An 18338-nucleotide genomic window follows, 5' to 3' on the forward strand; every position below is an offset into this window, starting at 1 on the left:
TCAGCTCCTCTCCGAGGTGCCACGGCCCTGCGGGGCCGTGGGGGGCAGCGGCTCGGTACGGGAGACCTGGGTCTCCGGGTAGGCGACATGGCCGGGGGCGACCGGCGGGGCGGGGACCTCGTCGACCCGCTCGGCGTGCTCGATGCGGCAGGCGCACACCTTGTACTCGGGGATCTTGGAGCGGGGGTCGAGGGCGTCGATGGTGAGGGCGTTGGCCGCGGCGGGGACCGGCCAGTGGTACGGGACGAACACGGTGTCGGGGCGGATCGCCTCGGTGACCAGGGCGGGGAAGACCTCGCTGCCGCGCCGGGTGACGACGCGGACGGGTTCACCGTTGCGGAAGCCATGGGAGGGGTGGATCTCGGCCCAGGGGCGCGGAGTCTGTTCGACGAGGGCGCCGAGCCTGCGGGTCTGGTTGCCGGAGAGGAAGTGGGCGACGGTGCGGCCGGTGGTGAGGGACATGGGGTGCTCGTCGTCGTACGGGTCCATCGGCGGGTGCCATTCGACGGCCTGGAGGTGGATCCTGCCGTCGGGGTGGTAGGTCTTCCCGTCCTCGAAGAGCCGGGGGGTGCCGGGGTGGTCGGTGGTGGGGCAGGGCCAGGCGATGCCGCCGGTCTCCTCCAGCCGTTCGTAGGTGATGCCGTAGTAGTCGTTGACGGTTCCGGCGGAGGCGACGCGCAGCTCGTCGAAGACCGACCGGGAGTCGGGGAAGTCGAATTTGTCGCCCGCACCGAGGCGGCGGGCGAGTTCGCAGATCACCCAGGTGTCGGTCCGGACGCCTGGAGGCGGGTCCTGGGCCTTGTTGTGCTTGACCACGCGGGCTTCCGCGTTGGCCATCACGCCTTCGTCCTCGGCCCAGGTGGTGACGGGGAAGACGACATGGGCGTTGGCTGCGGTCTCGGAGAGGAAGAAGTCGAATTGCGCGTGGAACTCGGTGGTGTCGTACCCCTCCTTGACCACCCGGTAGTTGGGCAGGGAGACGAAGGGGTTGTTGCAGATGCCGATCAGGCCGCGGATCTCGCGGCGCTGCATCTGCCAGACCATTTCCATCATGGAGGTGCCGGCGGGCGGGAGTTCGGACTCCTCGATGCCCCAGATCTCGCAGATCTGGCGGCGGTGCTCCTCGTTCGAGATGGAGCGTCCGCCGGGGAGGAGGTCGGACTTCTGGCCGTGCTCGCGGCCACCCTGCCCGTTCCCCTGGCCGGTGATGGTGCCGTAGCCGGCGCCGGGTCTGCCGATGTGGCCGGTGGCGGTGCAGAGGTTGATCACGGAGAGGCAGTTCTCGACGCCCTGCGAGTGGTGTTCGATGCCTCGGGCGTGCCAGGCCATGGCCTTGGGGGCGCGGGCGAAGGCCCGGGCGACCTCGACGATCTGCTCGGCGGGAATGCCGCAGATCGCGGCGGCGCGGGAGGGCGGATATTCGGCGGCCTTGGCCCTGACCTCCTCCCAGCCGGTGGCGTGGCCGGCGAGGAAGTTCTCGTCGGTGAGCCCTTCCTCGATGACGACGTTCAGGACGGAGGTGAAGAAGGCGGAGTCGGTGCCGGGTTTGAGGGCGACGTGGATGTCGGCGGTCCGGGCGATGGCGGTCTCGCGCGGGTCGACCACGATGAGGGTCGCGCCGCGGTCCCGGGCTCCCCAGACGTACTGGGTCATCACGGGGAAGCACTCGCCGACGTTGGAGCCCGCGATGAGCAGGCAGTCGGTGAGCAGGATGTCGGAGAAGGGGTTGCCGGCCCGGTCGATGCCGAAGGCCAGCTTGTTGGCGCCCGCGGCGCTGACCATGCAGAGGCGGCCGTTGTAGTCGACGTGCCGGGACTTGAGCGCGACCCGGGCGAACTTGCCCACCAGATAGGTCTTCTCGGAGAACAGGCTGGCCCCGCCGAGGAGCCCGAAGGCGTCGTTGCCGTACGTCTGCTGGATGCGCTTGACCTCGGAGACGGTGAAGTCGAGGGCCTCCTCCCAGGAGACCTCACGGAACTCCTCGTCGCGGGAGCGGCGCATCAGCGGGGCGGTGAGCCGGTCGGGGTGGTTGACCTGCTGGTAGGCGTTGATGCCCTTGGGGCAGAGCCGCATCCGGTTGATGTCGTGGTTGCGGGGTTCGACGCCGAAGACCTTGCCGCCGTGGTCCACCCGCAGATACATCCCGCACTGGACACCGCAGAAGCAGCAGTGGGTGGGTACCAGCGTCTCGCCGTTCTGGTCGGCGTGCCACCGGTCGGCCGGGATGCCGCCCGCGTCCCGGAAGGCGCGGGTGCCGGGCGGGGCGAGGGAGGGGTCCAGGGGGACGATGGTGCGGCGGTCGGCGGCAGCTCGCGGATCCGCGGTCACTTGAAGCCCTTCTTCACATGGGAGAGGTAGGCGCTGCCGCGCAGCACCCGCTTGCAGCGCGGGCAGTATTCGGCCCAGGCGTCGAAGTCGAGGCTGAGGTCGCGCATGGTGCCGCGCAGGTTCTCGACGTAGGGCCCGGTGTCGATGGGTTCCTCGCAGCGGCGGCAGGCGAAGACCTCGTCGTCCTTGCGACCGGTGTACTTGAACAGCTGCATGCCGACCGCGGCCGGGCGCTGGACGATGTGGAAGAACTTGCCGAACGGGATGTAGATCAGGGTGAAGACGACGGACACCATGTGCAGGATCGCCAGGAACTGGTAGCCGCCGCCGTGCAGGAAGACCGAGGAGAAGGTGAGCAGCAGGCCGGTCACGGAGATGACGATGAGCGCGATCAGCGGCACCAGGTCGTAGGCGAAGCGCTGGCCGGTGACGGCGCCGCGGTCCTTCATCCGGCGCCACAGGAAGTAGGAGGCGCCGGGGATGACGAGGACGGCGGCGATGTCCAAGCCGTGGAACATCAGCCAGCCGAGAAGGTTCAGGGAGTCGAAGCCGAGGATCTTGAATCCCCAGATCCGCATCTCGTAACCGGGCCCTGAGCCGGTGCCGGAGGTGAAGGTGAACCAGCCCCAGGTGAGCGGGAAGGTGATCAGGGCGGCAAGGACGCAGCCCCAGAAGATGAGCTGGTGAGCGGCCCAGCGGGCGTGGGAGCGGGCACCGAGGAACTTCTGGAAGCCGAGGTAGGTGGCGATCATCCTGGGGAGGGCGGTGGGGGCGCTGCGGAAGTTCTCCATCGAGAAGAGGCTGCGCCGGCCCTGTCGGAAGAGGCGTCGGGCACCGGGGGCGGAGATCCAGACGGTGTAGCGGTAGGCGACGCCGAAGGCGAGGAAGACCGTGGCGACGGCGTACGGGAGGAGGGCCGAGTCGAAGGTGCGGAGCATGCGGCTGCCGAGCACGATCGCAAGGATCAGGAGGGCGGAGACAGCCACTCCGGCGAGCGTGGCCCGGGTGGTGACGGACCGGGGGCCGGCCGGCGCGGGAGGGGTGACCGCGGGGTCGCCGGGGGCGGGGGGCTCGGCTGCTGCGGTGGCTTCTGAGGGCTCGGTCACCCGGCCACCGTAGGGCTGTGTGGGTCGATTGAACCCGTTTTAGGGGGTGGGAGGGTGAGCGGGTCGCCCGGACAGTCGCAAAAGCCCTTGCCCGGGGGTCTTGTGCGGGCGGGGCCTTGAGCGCCGACCGTACGGAATCTCGCGCACCGCTTTCGGCCCGCCGGTACGTTCGAGGCGTAGCGGCCCGTGCTCTTCGGCGGGCCCCGATCCCGCCCGGAGGAGCCGCACGATGACGCGCGAGGACCAAGCCCCCGAACTGCCGCCCCTGCTGGACGCGCTGACCGATGTGGCCGGCATCCGCGTCGGCCACGCCGAGGTCGCCGGTGCGGGCGCGCTGAGCGGAACAACCGTCGTCCTGGCGCCCGAGGGCGGGGCCGTGGCAGCCGTGGATGTGCGGGGCGGCGGGCCGGGTACGCGGGAGACGGACGCCCTGGATCCGCGCAACCTGGTGCAGCGGGTCGACGCCGTCGTCCTCACGGGCGGGAGCGCCTTCGGGCTCGACGCGGCGTCCGGCGTGATGGCGTGGCTGGAGGAGCAGGGCCGGGGCGTCCGGGTCGGGCCCGGGCCCACCCAGGTGGTACCGGTCGTTCCGGCCGCCGCCCTCTTCGATCTCGGGCGGGGCGGCGACTGGCGGGCCCGCCCCGACGCGTCGACCGGCCGCGCCGCGGTGGAGGCCGCGGCCGCCACGGGCCCCGGGGAGCCCGTCGCCGAGGGCTCGGTGGGCGCGGGCACCGGTGCGGTGGCCGGGCAGCTCAAGGGCGGCATCGGCACGGCGAGCGTCCGCCTCGCCTCCGGGGTCACGGTGGCCGCCGTCGTCGCGGTGAACGCGGCGGGCTCGGTGGTGGATCCCCGGACCGGGGTGCTGTTCGGGGAGTACGGGGCCGGGGAGCCGCCGGCCCGCCCTCCGGCCGAGGTCCACGCGGCGGCAAAGCTGCGCCTCGCGCAGCAGCGGGAGGCGACGGAGACGGCCGGGAGCGCGGCCCCGCCGTTCAACACGACGATCGCGGTCGTCGCCACGGACGCGGACCTGACCCGGGCGCAGGCCCAGAAGCTGGCGGGCACCGCACACGACGGCCTGGCCCGCGCGGTGCGCCCGGTCCACCTGCTGACCGACGGGGACACCGTGTTCACCCTGGCCACCGGGCAGGTGCCGGTGGAGCCGGGGAGCCCGGTCGCCGTCAACGAGATCCTGGCGGCGGGTGCCGACGTCCTGGCGCGGGCCGTCGTGAAGGCGGTGCGCGCGGCCCGGAGCGCCGAGGGGCCGGGCGGCAGGCTCCTCTCGTACACGGAGCTGTACGGAGGCGGGATGCGCTGAGGCCGCGACGGAGGGGGCGCGCGGCGTGAGCCGGGGGCGCGTACGGGCGGCCGACTCACCGTCCACGCAAGGGAGTTCCTCCCAAGCGCCCGAAATGCACCGGGAACCGGCGGGGAACTTTCTGCGTGCGCCTTACGTTTTCAACCAACCCCGGTCACGATGTCAGACCCAGGGACTACGTTAAGCACGCATCGAGTAACACGCGGCGACGGCCTGGAGACACCACCTTGAGCGATCCGTGCGAGACAACCGAGCATCACCTCGACCGACTCCTGCGACGCGCCCTGAACTCCTTCGACCTTCCCGACAGCACGGTCGACCGCCTCGGCACGGCGCTCGCCCACAGCAGTTCGCTGCACTCGTCGCACCACAGCTCCGTGCTGCACCGCGAGACCTACCGTCACACGTATCTCCTCGCCGACGGCTCCGCCCTCACCCTGTGGGAGCTGGTGCACAGCGGCGGCCGTGACGTGCGGAGCCCGCGTCGGCACGAGCTGTACGACGACGAGGGCGACGCCCGGATCGCCGCGTCCCGGCTGGCCGGGAGCTTCTCCGACTCCCCGGCCTTCGGCTACGAGGGGACGCAGGAGGCGCCGGGGGACCTGGAGATGCTGACGGTCCTGATGTCCGCCCCGCCGGCCCCGCTCCCCCGGACGTACGCCCCCGACAATTCCGCGGACCACGCCCGCCGCGTGCTGCGCCGCGCGGAGAACGCCGACCGGCCGGGCGAGGAGAAGGCGCGGCTGCTCCGGGCCGCCTTCGCCCACCACATCACCCAGATCTTCGGGCGGCAGTGCGATGTCGACGGCCGGCCCGCCGGTTTCACGCTCTACGAGCACGCGTTCCTGCTGCTGGACGGCAGCGAGACGAGCCTGTGGGAGGTCGAACACACGGCGACGCCCGACGGCCGCCACATGTGCGAGGTGTACGAGGACGAGCACACCGCCCGCGCGGCGATGGAGAGCCGCACCCGGATCTGCTGACCCGGGCCACCAGCGCCCGGCGCCCCGGAACCGCCGCGAGGCCGGCGCGCCAGGGCCCGGGTCTGCTGACCCGGGCCCGATTTCCCTGCCTTACCGGTCAGTTCGGGCCGGACTCCCCGTGGTTGCGCGGCCGGGCGGGCAGCGCGAACATCACCAGGAAGATCACCGAGAGCACCCCGGCCACCCACCACAGCGACTGCTGGAACGCGTCGACGAACGCCGGGCCGACCGCTTCGGGAGCCAGCCGGTCGCCGATCGCGCCGAAGAAGACGACGGACACCAGACCGAGGCCGAGCGCCGTCCCCATCTGCTGCACGGTGTTGATCAAACCGGACGCCGAACCGGCGTGCTCCTGCGGCACTTGGGAGAGCACCGTGTCGGTCAGCGGAGCCACGATCAGCCCCATCCCCGCACCCATGACCACGAGCGGGACGGCCATCTGCCAAGAGCTGATGCCCATGCCGTACTGCTCGCTCTCCCAGAGGTAGATCAGCAGTCCGGCGATCATGAGGAGCGCGCCGGCCTGGAGGACCTTGCGGCCGAAGCGGGGCACGAGCTTCTGCACGGAGATACCGGCGGCCACCGAGACGGCGACGGAGAAGGGGATGCCCGTCACGCCGGCGCGCAGCACGCTCCAGCCGAGGCCCATCTGCATGTAGAGGGTCCAGACCAGGAAGAAGATGCCGAGGCCGACGCCGAAGGTCAGCTGCACGGCGATACCGGCGGCGAAGCTCTTCACCCGGAACAGGGACAGCTCGATCAGCGGCGACCCGTCGGTCAGGGCCCTGTGCCGCTGGTGGATCACCAGCGCCGCGAAGACGAACAGGCTGCCCACCATCGAGAGATGGCCCCAGAGCGGCCAGCCCAGCTCGTGTCCCCGGGTGAGCGGATAGATGAGCATCAGCATCGCCAGGGTGATCAGGGCGACGCCGGGCAGGTCGAGACGGACCGCCTTGGGGGCCTTGGACTCGCTGATGAACTTCGCGCCGAGGATCAGTCCGGCGATGCCGACGGGCAGGTTGATCAGGAAGATCGGCCGCCAGCCGAGCCCGAAGAGGTCCCACTCGGTGAGCAGGGCGCCCAGCAGCGGACCGGAAACCGCGCCGAGTCCGACGACCGCGCCGAAGAGACCGAAGACCTTGCCGCGCTCGTGGGCCGGGAAGGTGGCGTGCACGATCGAGAGGACCTGGGGCACCATCAGGGCCGCCGTCGCGCCCTGGAGGATGCGGGCGGCGACCAGTATCTCGGGGTTGGGCGCCACGCCGCACAGGGCCGAGGCGAGCGTGAAGCCGCCGATGCCGATGAGGAAGAGCCGCTTGCGCCCGTAGATGTCCCCGAGCCGGCCGCCCGTGATCAGCCCGGCCGCGAACGCGAGGGCGTAGCCGGCGGTGATCCACTGGATCGCGGAGACGGAGGCTCCGGTCTCCCGCGTGATGCTGGGGATCGCGATGTTGACGATCGTGACGTCGACCAGGTCCATGAAGGCCGCGGTCATCACGATGGCGAGCGCGAACCAGCGACGCCGGTCCGCCGGAGCGGCCACGGGTGCGGGGGCACCCGGCGTCTTGACCGGCGCGACCGGCGTCCTCACCGATGCGGACGACGTGGGCGGTACGAGGTGCGATGCCGCGGGCGGCGGCGGTGCGGAAGAAGGCATGGGTGAAACCTAGGGTCCCATTAGGCCAGATGATGACCTGATGGTCCGCCATGCTGAAGCCATGTCCGATACCCCGGCACGTCTGCTGAAGCTGCTCTCCCTCCTTCAGACCCCGCGCGAGTGGCCCGGCGGCGAACTGGCCGAACGGCTCGACGTCAGCCCGCGCACGATCCGCCGCGATATCGACCGGCTCCGCGACCTGGGCTACCCGGTCGAGGCCTCGCGCGGCTCGGTCGGCGGCTATCGCCTGGTCGCGGGCGCCGCCATGCCGCCCCTCCTGCTGGACGACGAGGAGGCGGTGGCCATCGCGGTGGGGCTGCGGGCCGGGGCGGGGCACGCGATCGAGGGCGTCGACGAGGCCTCCGTACGGGCGCTGGCGAAGCTGGAGCAGGTGCTGCCCTCCCGTCTGCGGCACCGGGTCTCCGCGCTCCAGAACGCCACGGTGCCGCTGACCCGGGGCGACGGCTCCACCATCGACCCGCGGACCCTGACGACGCTGGCATCGGCGGCCACCGGGCGGGAGCGGCTGAGGTTCGCGTACCGCAGCGGCGACGGCACCCGGACGAAGCGGCAGGTCGAGCCGTACCGGCTGGTGAGCACCGGGCAGCGCTGGTACCTGGTGGCGTACGACCTCGGCCGGGAAGACTGGCGGACGTTCCGGGTGGACCGGGTCGGCGAGCCGTACGCGACCGGGGCCCGGTTCGCTCCGAGGCCCCTGCCCGTCGAGGACTCGGCGAGCGATACGGGCGGCGGTACGGGGAGTGGCGCGGGGAGCGGGGACGCGGCGACGTTCCTGGCCCGGTCGATGCGGCGGATGCAGCCGGAGCTGCGGCTCGACGTGCGGTTCGACGCCCCGGCGGAGTTCGTGACGGCGCGGCTGCCCGCGCACCTGGGGACGCCGGAACCGGACGGGGAGGGCGGCTGCCGGCTGCGGGCCTCGTGCACCGACTCGCTGGAGTGGGCGACGCTGCGGCTGGCGCTGGTGGACTGCGAGTTCTCCGTGGAGGGGCCGCCGCAGCTGGTGGCGTACCTGGAGGGGCTGGGCGCCCGGCTGACCCGGGCTGCCGGCGGGGCCGCCGTCGAACCGCGTCAGGCAGCGGGCCCGGAACAGGGATGAGCCCCGACGCCGGGGGGGGTGGGCGCCGGGGCTCAGCTCGTGGACCGGTGGAAAACCGGTCGGGTGACCGGAATGACCCGGTCGGTCGGCCGGTGCGAACCGGCTTGATGGGGAGATTACGGGTTATTGGCTCACGCCGCAGCGTCAAAGCCCGTGTCGTGAGCCATTCGCTTCAATTCGAGCAGTGCGTGCTTCTCTATCTGCCGGATCCGCTCCCGCGTGAGGCCGTGCTGCTTGCCCACTTCGGTCAGGGTCCGCTCCCGCCCGTCCTCGATGCCGTACCGCATCTTGATGATCGAGGCGGTCCGGTTGTCGAGCTTGCCGATGAGGTCTTCCAGCTCCTCGCTGCGGAGCAGGGTCATCACCGACTGCTCGGGCGAGACGGCGGAGGTGTCCTCCAGCAGGTCGCCGAACTGGGTGTCGCCGTCGTCGTCCACGGACATGTTGAGGCTGACCGGGTCGCGGGCCCAGTCCAGGACGTTGCCGACGCGCTCGGCGTTGGAGTCGAGCTCGGCGGCGATCTCCGCGTGCTCCGGGTCGCGGCCGTGCTCGCGGTTGAACTCGCGCTGGACCCGGCGGATCCGGCCGAGCTCCTCCACCAGGTGGACGGGGAGCCGGATCGTGCGGGACTGGTCGGCGATGGACCGGGTGATGGCCTGGCGGATCCACCAGGTCGCATACGTGGAGAACTTGAAGCCCTTGGCGTAGTCGAACTTCTCGACGGCGCGCACCAGGCCGGCGTTGCCCTCCTGGATCAGGTCGAGCAGAGGGAGCCCCGCGCGCGGGTAGCGGCGGGCCACGGCGACGACGAGCCGGAGGTTGGAACGGATGAATATGTCCTTGGCGCGCTCGCCATCGGCGACCAGCGCCTCCAGCTCCTCACGCTTCGCGTCACCGGCATCGCTCTCGACCTCGCCGTCGAGGATCTGCTGGGCGTAGACGCCCGCCTCGATGGTCTGGGAGAGGTCGACTTCCTTGGCGGCGTCGAGCAGCGGTGTGCGGGCGATCTCGTCCAGGTACATGCCGACCAGGTCGCGATCGGCGATCTCCCCGCCCACGGCGCGAACACTGCGTGCCCGGTCGGTCTCACCGGAGGCGGCGGACGTACGACGGGCGACGGCACGGGTTGCCATGCGTGCTCCCTTGCTGAGTAGGTCGCGACACCCTTCCGGGTGCCCTGCATCCGATGGAAACAACGACTGGAATCCGGACAGAATTCCCATGCGACACATTCATTTTCGTGATCATGCAGTACCCTGTTCCGCTTCGACCGCCGGACACCGCTTCCGGATCCCATCGGACGCGCAGGTCAGAGCCGGTGCGGAGGGGTTCCGGCCCCGTGTCGGCCCCCTTGCCGACTCTCCGGCCGGGTACCCGGAATCGGCGCGTCCACCCGAAGCGCCCTGCTCCCGCCCGGAACTCCCTGCCCCTCCCCGAGAGACGGCTGCGGTGGCGTTCGGGTTGCTCAGGCGCGCCCGCGACGGGAATGGCCGGACAGGCCCCGGGCCCGTCGGCCGATCCGGCCGGTGACCGCCGCCCGGCGCGCGATTCGGGCCGACCCGCCGGTGTTCCAGGACGGTGGAGCCTTCGCCCCTCAGCCGAACTGCACCGAGCGCTTCGCCAGTCCCATCCAGAACCCGTCGATGACGCTCCGCCCCCGGTCCAGCTCGTCCTCGGCCGCGCCCAGCGTCACGAACAGCGGCGCGAAGTGCTCGGTGCGCGGGTGGGCGAGCCTTCCGGCCGGGGACGTGTGCTCGAAGTCGATCAACGCGTCGATGTCCTGGGCCCGCAGCGCCCGGTCGCCCCAGTCGTCGAACTCCGCCGACCAGCCGGGGACGCCGCCGCCCTGGTGGCGCAGGGCGGCCAGGTTGTGGGTGAAGAAGCCGCTGCCGACGATCAGCACGCCCTCGTCGCGCAGCGGGGCGAGCTTGCGCCCGACGTCCATGAGCTTCTGCGGGTCGAGGGTGGGCAGGGAGATCTGGAGTACGGGGATGTCGGCGTGCGGGAACATCTCCACCAGCGGGACGTACGCCCCGTGGTCGAGGCCCCGGTCCGGGATGTCCTGGACCGGCGTACCCGCCCCGCGCAGCAGCTTGCGGACGCTGTCGGCGAGCCGGGGAGCGCCGGGGGCCTCGTACCGCACCCCGTAGTAGTGCTCGGGGAAGCCCCAGAAGTCGTACACGAGCGGCACGGTCTCGGTCGCCCCCAGGGCGAGCGGGGCCTCCTCCCAGTGCGCGGAGACCATCAGGATCGCGCGGGGGCGGGGCAGGCCCGCGGACCAGGCGGCGAGTTCGCCGGGCCAGACGGGATCGTCGGCCAGGGGCGGCGCGCCGTGCGAGAGGTAGAGGGCGGGCATGCGCTCCGCGGTGGCTGTCATGGCACTCCCCATCCACTGGGCGCCGGATCCCGAGCGGCCGGGCGCCGCACTGGGCGTCCGGGCCACCGGATCCGGTCACGAGTTCGTCAGAGCAGTAGTTCCCCGAGGTCATCCGGGGGATCGTTGTGCAGGGGTCCTGCGGAATTCCGCCGGAGGTCCCCCGGAACCCCGCGAGTGGCCTCCCGGGGAAGTTCCTTGAAAGTTCAAGGTCCTACCTGTGGAGACCTTAGCTCTATCTAGTTCAACTTTCAAGAAAAGGTCGTACAGTGGAGTCCATGACCACGGCATCCACCAGCGCACCGCGTTGGCTCACCGACGAGGAGCAGCGCGTCTGGCGCGCCTATCTGCACGCCACCACGCTGCTGGAGGATCACTTCGACCGCCAGTTGCAGCGCGATGCCGGTATGCCGCACACCTACTACGGGCTGCTCGTCCAGCTCTCGCAGGCCCCCCGCCGCCGGATGCGGATGACGGAGCTGGCCCGGAACGCGAAGATCACCCGCTCCCGGCTCTCGCACGCCATCGCCCGGCTGGAGAAGAACGGCTGGGTCCGCCGTGAGGACTGCCCATCCGACAAGCGCGGCCAGAACGCGGTGCTCACCGACGACGGCCTCGACATGCTGCGCCGCTCGGCGCCGGGCCATGTCGAGGCCGTACGGCAGGCGATGTTCGACCGGCTCACGGACGAGCAGGTGAAGAGCCTCGGGGAGATCATGCGGGTGCTCGCCTCCGGTCTGGAACCGGAGGGCACGGACGCGGATCTGCCCTGGCTCCGCTGAGCGGGGCGATCACCGGTCGGAACCGGGCAGATCGATCGCGGAGCGGAGCCAGGGCAGATCAGGGGCGGGCCGTCGTCGAAGGAGGGCCGACGGCGGTCGTCGTCAGTGGGCGACCACCGGAATCCTGAACTCCTCCTCGGCGCCCGCCTCGGACGCGCTCTCCGTGCCGCCCGACCCGGTTCCGGGGCGGCCGGTGTTGATGAGGGCGATCGCGATGGCGGCCGCGGCGACGAGGATGCCGACCGCCCACCAGATCGCGGAGGCGAAACCGCTGACCATGGCCTGGAGCTCCAGGAGCTTCGGGTCCGTGGCGCTGGCCGCGTGATCGGCGACGTACGCGGTGGTGGCGCTCGCGGCGATGGTGTTCAGCAGGGCGGTGCCGATGGCGCCGCCGACCTGCTGCGAGGTGTTGACCATCGCGGACGCCACACCCGCGTCACGCGGCTCGATGCCGTGCGTGGCCAGGGACATCGCCGGCATGAACGCCGTACCCATACCGAGGCCGAGCAGCAGCATGCCGGGCAGGATGACGGCCGCGTAGCTGGTGTTCAGGTCCAGCTGGGTCAGGAGCAGCATGCCGACCGCGGCGACCAGGAATCCGGGGCCCATCAGCAGACGCGGCGGGACCCGGGTCATCAGCCGGGTGCCGATCTGGGTGGAGCCGGTGATCATGCCGACGATCATGGGCATGAACGCGAAGCCGGTCTTGACCGGGGAGTAGCCCTTGACGACCTGCAGGTAGTAGGTCAGGAAGAGGAACAGCCCGAACATCGCGATGATGGCGAGACCCAGCGAGAGGTAGACCCCGCCGCGGTTGCGCTCGGTGAGGACGCGCAGCGGCAGCAGCGGCGACTTCACGCGCGACTCGGTCACGACGAAGGACAGCAGCAGTACGGCGGCGGCGACGAACATCGAGACGGTCAGGGCGTCCGACCAGCCGGCCGACTCGGCGCGCGTGAAGCCGTAGACCAGGGTGACCAGGCCGAGGGTGGAGAGCACGACGCCGGGGATGTCCAGCGGTGCGCGGTTGCGGGTGCCGGAGGGCTCACGGATCACGAAGTACGCGCCCACGGCGGCGACCACGGCGAACGGGATGTTGACGAAGAACGTCCAGCGCCAGTTCAGGTACTCGGTGAGGAAGCCGCCGAGGATCAGCCCGACCGCGCCACCGCCACCGGCGATGGCCCCGTAGATGCCGAACGCCTTGGCGCGCTCCTTGGCGTCGGTGAACATCACGGCGAGCAGGGACAGCGCGGCCGGGGCGAGCAGGGCGCCGAAGACACCCTGGAGGGCCCGGGAGCCGAACATCATCGCCTCGTTCTGGGCGGCCCCGCCGAGCGCGGAGGCCAGCGCGAAGCCGGTCAGGCCGACGACGAAGGTGCGCTTACGGCCCCAGAGGTCGGCGATCCGGCCGCCGAAGAGGAGGAGACCGCCGAAGGCGAGGGCGTAGGCGGTGATGACCCACTGCTTGTTGCCGTCGGAGATGCCGAGGTCGGTCTGGGCGGAGGGCAGCGCGATGTTCACGATGGTCGCGTCGAGGACGACCATCAGCTGGGCGAGCGCGATGAAGGCGAGGGCTTTCCAGCGGCTCGGATCGGGAAGGGCGGTGTCGGCTGTTCGGGACAGGCCGGCCATTTTTGACATGGGTGTAGCCACCTAAGGACATGCGAGGGCGCCGAGGCGTCGCGAAGTGGGCGTCGGCGGTACGTGCTGTGGCGTACGCGCGACGGTTGCGTGGGCCGCCCGCGCGTGACAGGGACGTACGGGCCGGTGTTCGGGTGAGGCGGGACGGTGCGGCCGACGGAGTCGGCGGGTCCGGGAAGGTTCAGGTCGGTGCGGCCGTCAGGAGCGCCGCAGATCCTCCAAGGTCGCCGCCGATCCGGGCAGTTCGGAGCGGGCCGGGGTCTCCAGGCCGTCCAGGAACAACTGCAGATGACGGTGGGTGAACCGGTCGATGCCCTGGCAGGCGATGCCGGGGAGCGGCCGGGTGAGCTGGGAGAGGGCGACGAGTACGTCACCGACGGCGATGTCGGTGCGCAGCCGCCCCGCGGACTGGGCGCGCGAGACGAGCCCTGCGACGGCCTCTTCGAGGCGGTCGCGCTCGGCGAGCAGATCGGGATGGTCCTTGTCGAAGACGCCGGAGATCATCGGGCACAGGGCGCCGATCCGTTCGTCGGCGGCCGCGTGCACGAAGCGGCTGAGCGCGGCGAACGGGTCGGACTCCGCCGCGACGGCCTCCTCGACCCTCAGGGTGGTCCGGGAGGTGACCGCGAGGACGACCTCGTGGGTGAGGGCGGCGCGGTCGGGGAAGTTCCGGTAGAGCGTGGCGTTGCCGACGCCCGCGCGGCGGGCGACGTCGTCCAGCGGCACCTCGGGCCCGAACTCGACGAAGAGCTCGCGCGCGGCCGAGACGATCCGCTCACGGTTGCGCAGCGCGTCGGCCCGGGGGCGGGCGGCGCGGCACGACGCTGTCGGTGCGGTGCCCTTCCCGGCGACGGTCTCCGCGACGCGTCCGGTGCCGGTCCGCGTGGCGCTTGTGGCGCCGGGCCGCGCGGTGTTGCCGGTGACGGCGGCCTGCGCTGCACCCTTGGCGGCGGTCTTCACTGCGCCCCTCACCTGCCCTTCCCCCTGCGTAGCCGGTAGGCCCCCTTCCGTAACCGGGGACCGCTTCCCCGTTTATCGGGGACACGTATGCAAACGGGGAGAGCCTCCCCGGTTATTTCCCACCCACCGTGTGACCCGAGTCACATCTCTCCGGGACGGAAACCCACCGATCGGCGCACCCAGCGAGCGCCCCCGGACCACCCGGCAGAGGCTGATCGCCAGAGCGCAGCCAGGGGTCGGCCGGCTGCCGCGGACCCCGAAGGCGCCTCTATGCAGCAGCCCCGCCACCGGATACGCAGACACCGCCGCCCGATCGCCCTGGCCGGAGCGACCGCGCTGGTCATAGCGGCCATGGCCTCGGCCAGCACCACCCTCCCCTCCGTCGGCCGTGCCTCGGCGGGCCCGGCGGCCACCGTCCAGGACTCCGCGCTCGCCCCGTGCCGGATCTCCGCGGCCATGGGCGTACAGATGTCCGAGGGCCTGCCGACCCCGCCCGGCTACGCCCGTTCGACCGGCGAGGTCAGGGCGCTCAACCTGATGATCGACTTCCCGGACGCGGAGGGGACGGAACCCGCGACGGACCGGTTCGCGGAGTTCTTCCCGCAGACCTCCGAGTGGTTCCGGACCAGCTCCTACGGCCGGCTCGTCTACCGGCCCGAGGCCCCCCTCAAGGACTGGCTGCGGATGCCGATGGCGTTCACGGAGTACGGGATAGAGCGCGGCTCACCGTTCGAGCCGGGCTACCGCCAGCTGGTGAAGGACATCGTCGCGGCCGCCGACCCCCGGGTCGACTTCTCGGAGTACGACCTGGTCAACATCCTGGTCAGCCCGAACGCCGGCCCCTCCGCGCTGGACACCGTGCTCTCGGTGACCTTCTCCGGCAACGACGAGGCCCCGGAGGCGGACGGCGTGCCGCTCGCCAACACCTCGTTCGTCTACAGCCGCCAGGACGACGGGTCGGGGTCGTACGCCGAGACCGGCTACCGGGTCCTGCCGCACGAGAACGGCCATGTCTTCGGGCTGCCCGACCTCTACACGATGGAGGGCGGCGGCTCGGTCGGGCACTGGGACATCATGTCCGAGGACTGGGGCGCCAACAACGACCTTTTGGCCTGGCACAAGTGGAAGCTCGGCTGGCTCGACAACGAGCAGATCAGCTGCGCCTCGCAGCCCGGCGTCAGCGAGCACACGCTCGGCCCGCTGGCCGCCGAGGGCGGCACCAAGCTCGCCTTCGTCCCGCTGAGCGCCCAGTCCGGCTACGCCGTGGAGGTGCGCACGACGGCGGGCAACGACGAGGCGGTCTGCCGGCCCGGGGTGCTGATCTACAAGGTCAGCTCCGACGTGGACACCGGCCAGGGACCGGTCTCCGTCGCCGACGCCACCGAGGACAGCGGCGGCTGCACCCGGCGCCCCAACGTGCACGCGGAGCTGTCCGACGCCCCGTTCCGGCCCGGCCAGACCTTCACCGACCGGGCCAACGGCGTACGGATATCCGTGCTGGACGAGGACGACGACGGCAACTACCGGGTACGGGTCACGCGCCCGTGAGCCTGCCGACGATCGAGACCCACCCGTCGCGGCGTACGGCACGGTCCCCCGTACGGAACCAGCCGCCGTCACCGAAGGCGGCTCCGGTCGCCGCCGCGTCGCGCCAGTAGCCGCGGAACAGCGACTGGCCGCGCAGCCACAGCTCCCCCGGCTCCCCATCGGGCCGTCCCTCGCCCGACGGCCCGGTGATCAGCACCTCCGTGACCGGGGCGGGCCGGCCCGCGCAGCCGGGCTCGGCACGGCAGTCGTCGCCGAACGGCGCGAGAACGACGCCGCACGTCTCGGCGAGGCCGTAGCCGGAGGCGAGGCCGTAGCCGGAGGCGAGGCCGTAGCCGGAGGCGAGGCCGTGGCCCGGAAGCGGCGCGGGACCCTCCGGCCCGCCCCCGGCGGGATCGTCCATCAGGGCGAGGGCGCCGCCGGCCGCCATCGCACCGTAGAAGCCGGTGAACGCGGCGGCGTCGGAGAACGGGAACGTCATCGGCCGGACCGGGGCGGGCTCCAGCCCCGGGATGGCGCCGCCCGCCCGTGCGGAGGCCGCCGCGTGGTAGCGGGCACTGAGCGCGGCACCGGCCTGGGCGAGATGCGTGGCCACCGCGCCCCGGGGGCGGCCGGTGGCGCCGCGGGTGTAGAGGATCGTGGCGTCGTCCTCCGGCCGGGGGGCCACGTCGGGCGGCGCGGCCAGCGGGTCGGGGGCGGGGAAATCCTCGTACCGCTCGACAGGCAGACCGTCCGTCGCCTGCCCCCCGCCGGGGAACGCGGCACGCCGGCGGTCCGCCGCCCGCTCACCACCGGGGAAGAGGACGACGCGCGTCCCGGTCCGCCGGGCCCAGCCGGCGACCTGCCCCAGCCGCTCCCCGTCCACCAGCAGCACCCCGGGCTCGCAGTCCTCCAGCGCGTACGTGAACGCTTCCTCGGGCCACCCGGCGTCCAGGGGTACGGCGACGAGACCGGCCAACTGGGCGGCCCAGAAGGCGATCTGCCACTCGGGACGGTTCCCCGACGCGATCACGGCACGGTCGCCGGGGCGCAGCCCGTACCGCTCGCGCAGACGTACCGCGAGAGCCGAGGCGGCGGCGAAGAACTCCCCGTAGGAGCAGGTCCGTTCCCCCGCGATCAGGAACGGCGCGTCCCCGTAGGCCCAGGTGGTCTCCACGAACTCCCGGAGCGTACGGGGGCCGTCGGCGTACTCCCGCGTCCCCCGCTCGCCGAGCACCACGGCGAAGGGTGCGCCGGGCGCGGTGAGGGAGGCCTCGACGCGCGCGGCGCGCCGGGCGGGCTCAGCCGATGCGGCTGCTCCGGGGTCCGGGGACGGGACGGTGTGCGGCACGGACGGCCTCTCTCGCGCTGACTCTGACGCTGACTGACACACGAGACGCTATGCGGGCGGTGGCCCGCCGCCAAGGCCGTCGTCGGCGCCACAGGCAAGCTGACCCGGGCCTACCGGCCCCAGACCAACGGCAAGGTCGAACGCTGCAACCGCACCCTGCTCGACGAATGGACCTACGGCCCTACACGGCCAACAACCGTGTCAACAACCCTGCGGGTCAATACACCTAGGTGTATTGACCCGCAGGGTTGTTGACACGGGTGATGGGTGGGTGGCCGCCGAGTGCGGTGTGGCTGCGGTGGTGGTTGTAGGTGTGGAGGAAGTCTGCCAGGGCTTCGGCCCGCTCGGTGTTGGCGGTGTAGGGCCGGATGTAGGCCCATTCGTCGAGCAGGGTGCGGTTGAAGCGTTCGACCTTGCCGTTGGTCTGGGGCCGGTAGGCCCGGGTCAGCTTGCCTGTGGCGCCGAGGTCCGCGAGGGCGTTCCTCCAGGCCAGGCCCTTGCGGTAGGCCCAGGCGTTGTCCGTCAGGACCCGCTCGATGCGGGGGATGCCCTGGCGGTGGAAGAAGGCGGCTGCGCGGGTGAGGAAGCCCGCGCAGGTCGCGACCTTCTCGTCGGGGTGGATCTCGCTGTAGGCCAGGCGGGAATGGTCGTCGACGGCAGAGTGGATGTAGTCGAAGCCCATGTTGCTGCGGGTGGCGCGGCCGGCCTGGCGGCCCAGGGTCCTGTGACCGCCGCCGTCGGGGATCCGGCCGAGCTTCTTCACGTCGATGTGGATCAGCTCGCCGGGCCGGTCGCGTTCGTAGCGGCGGATCAGGGTGCCGGTCGGACGGTCGATCCAGGACAGCCGGTTCAGACTGTGGCGGGTCAGGATCCGGTGCACGGTCGAGGCGGGCAGGCCCAGGACCGGGCCGATGCGGGCGGGGCCGAGCTTGCGGGTCCTGCGGAGGTCGCAGACGCGAGCCTCGACGGCCCGTGGGGTGCGGTGCGGTGTGCGATGGGGCCTGCTGGAGCGGTCGGCCAGGCCCGAGTCACCCTCCGCGCGCCAACGGCGGATCCACTTGTGGGCGGTAGGCCTGGATATGCCCATTTCGGCCGCCACATGGGCAACTGGCCGCCCACCGAGGACGCGATCGACCAGGATTCGCCTGCCGTGAACGGTCAGCCGGGCATTACGGTGGGACACGAAGACCTCCGTGT

At 71.7% G+C, this 18338-nt stretch carries 14 protein-coding genes and 1 pseudogene; 6 read left to right on the forward strand and 9 right to left on the reverse strand.

The window, feature by feature from the left end; translation table 11 throughout:
• The gene (locus RNL97_RS13455; RefSeq protein ID WP_313750726.1) at positions 1-2328 is read right to left on the reverse strand and encodes a molybdopterin oxidoreductase family protein; all 2328 of its coding nucleotides are present in this window, start codon (positions 2326-2328) and stop codon (positions 1-3) included.
• Entirely contained in the window at positions 2325-3434 is a 1110-nt protein-coding gene (locus tag RNL97_RS13460) for an MFS transporter (protein WP_313750727.1), read from the reverse strand. Before RNL97_RS13460 ends, RNL97_RS13455 begins: the two co-directional genes overlap by 4 nt.
• Positions 3435-3663: 229 nt before the next feature.
• Between RNL97_RS13460 and RNL97_RS13465 the strand changes: the two genes are divergently transcribed.
• On the forward strand, positions 3664-4749 hold the full coding sequence (locus tag RNL97_RS13465) for a P1 family peptidase (RefSeq protein ID WP_313750728.1): 1086 nt from the start codon (positions 3664-3666) through the stop codon (positions 4747-4749).
• A 227-nt stretch (positions 4750-4976) separates the two neighbouring features.
• Complete coding sequence (locus tag RNL97_RS13470; RefSeq protein WP_030588798.1) at positions 4977-5732, forward strand: DUF6227 family protein; 756 nt, start codon at positions 4977-4979, stop codon at positions 5730-5732.
• Between the two features lie 97 nt (positions 5733-5829).
• Here the strand turns inward: RNL97_RS13470 and RNL97_RS13475 are convergent, their stop codons facing one another.
• Complete coding sequence (locus RNL97_RS13475) at positions 5830-7227, reverse strand: MFS transporter (protein WP_243316317.1); 1398 nt, start codon at positions 7225-7227, stop codon at positions 5830-5832.
• Between the two features lie 223 nt (positions 7228-7450).
• Here RNL97_RS13475 and RNL97_RS13480 point away from each other — a divergent pair, with 223 nt between their 5' ends.
• Positions 7451-8506 carry a helix-turn-helix transcriptional regulator gene (locus RNL97_RS13480; protein ID WP_313750729.1) on the forward strand — a complete coding sequence of 352 codons (1056 nt, stop codon included), beginning with the start codon at positions 7451-7453 and terminating at the stop codon, positions 8504-8506.
• A gap of 131 nt (positions 8507-8637) precedes the next feature.
• On the opposite strand, the gene RNL97_RS13485 is transcribed toward RNL97_RS13480, so the two are convergent.
• Together RNL97_RS13485 and RNL97_RS13490 are read right to left on the reverse strand one after the other, a co-directional pair.
• Entirely contained in the window at positions 8638-9639 is a 1002-nt protein-coding gene (locus RNL97_RS13485; protein ID WP_030588788.1) for a sigma-70 family RNA polymerase sigma factor, read from the reverse strand.
• Between the two features lie 461 nt (positions 9640-10100).
• A complete protein-coding gene (locus tag RNL97_RS13490; RefSeq protein ID WP_030588785.1) occupies positions 10101-10883 on the reverse strand; it encodes a dioxygenase family protein in 783 nt (260 codons plus the stop codon).
• Positions 10884-11149: 266 nt separating this feature from the next.
• On the opposite strand from RNL97_RS13490, the gene RNL97_RS13495 reads away from it, so the two are divergent.
• Positions 11150-11662 (forward strand): MarR family winged helix-turn-helix transcriptional regulator, encoded by a 513-nt coding sequence (locus tag RNL97_RS13495; RefSeq protein WP_030588782.1) that lies wholly within the window; start codon positions 11150-11152, stop codon positions 11660-11662.
• Between the two features lie 102 nt (positions 11663-11764).
• On the opposite strand, the gene RNL97_RS13500 is transcribed toward RNL97_RS13495, so the two are convergent.
• Together RNL97_RS13500 and RNL97_RS13505 are read right to left on the reverse strand one after the other, a co-directional pair.
• Complete coding sequence (locus RNL97_RS13500) at positions 11765-13306, reverse strand: MFS transporter (protein ID WP_030588779.1); 1542 nt, start codon at positions 13304-13306, stop codon at positions 11765-11767.
• Between the two features lie 198 nt (positions 13307-13504).
• The gene (locus RNL97_RS13505; RefSeq protein WP_243314235.1) at positions 13505-14278 is read right to left on the reverse strand and encodes a TetR/AcrR family transcriptional regulator; all 774 of its coding nucleotides are present in this window, start codon (positions 14276-14278) and stop codon (positions 13505-13507) included.
• A gap of 258 nt (positions 14279-14536) precedes the next feature.
• On the opposite strand from RNL97_RS13505, the gene RNL97_RS13510 reads away from it, so the two are divergent.
• On the forward strand, positions 14537-15814 hold the full coding sequence (locus RNL97_RS13510) for a M6 family metalloprotease domain-containing protein (RefSeq protein ID WP_313750730.1): 1278 nt from the start codon (positions 14537-14539) through the stop codon (positions 15812-15814).
• On the opposite strand, the gene RNL97_RS13515 is transcribed toward RNL97_RS13510, so the two are convergent.
• A complete protein-coding gene (locus tag RNL97_RS13515) occupies positions 15801-17141 on the reverse strand; it encodes an AMP-binding protein (RefSeq protein WP_398866597.1) in 1341 nt (446 codons plus the stop codon). The two genes, RNL97_RS13510 and RNL97_RS13515, sit on opposite strands and share 14 nt — an antisense overlap.
• Before the next feature lie 102 nt (positions 17142-17243).
• Here RNL97_RS13515 and RNL97_RS13520 point away from each other — a divergent pair.
• Positions 17244-17318 (forward strand): annotated as a pseudogene (locus RNL97_RS13520) (hypothetical protein); the annotation flags it as partial.
• Positions 17319-17367: 49 nt separating this feature from the next.
• Here RNL97_RS13520 and RNL97_RS13525 read toward each other — a convergent pair.
• Positions 17368-18324 (reverse strand): IS481 family transposase, encoded by a 957-nt coding sequence (locus tag RNL97_RS13525; protein WP_313750281.1) that lies wholly within the window; start codon positions 18322-18324, stop codon positions 17368-17370.
• Positions 18325-18338 lie beyond the last annotated feature (14 nt).

The organism is Streptomyces parvus (assembly GCF_032121415.1).
Classification (GTDB): Bacteria; Actinomycetota; Actinomycetes; order Streptomycetales; family Streptomycetaceae; genus Streptomyces; species Streptomyces globisporus_A.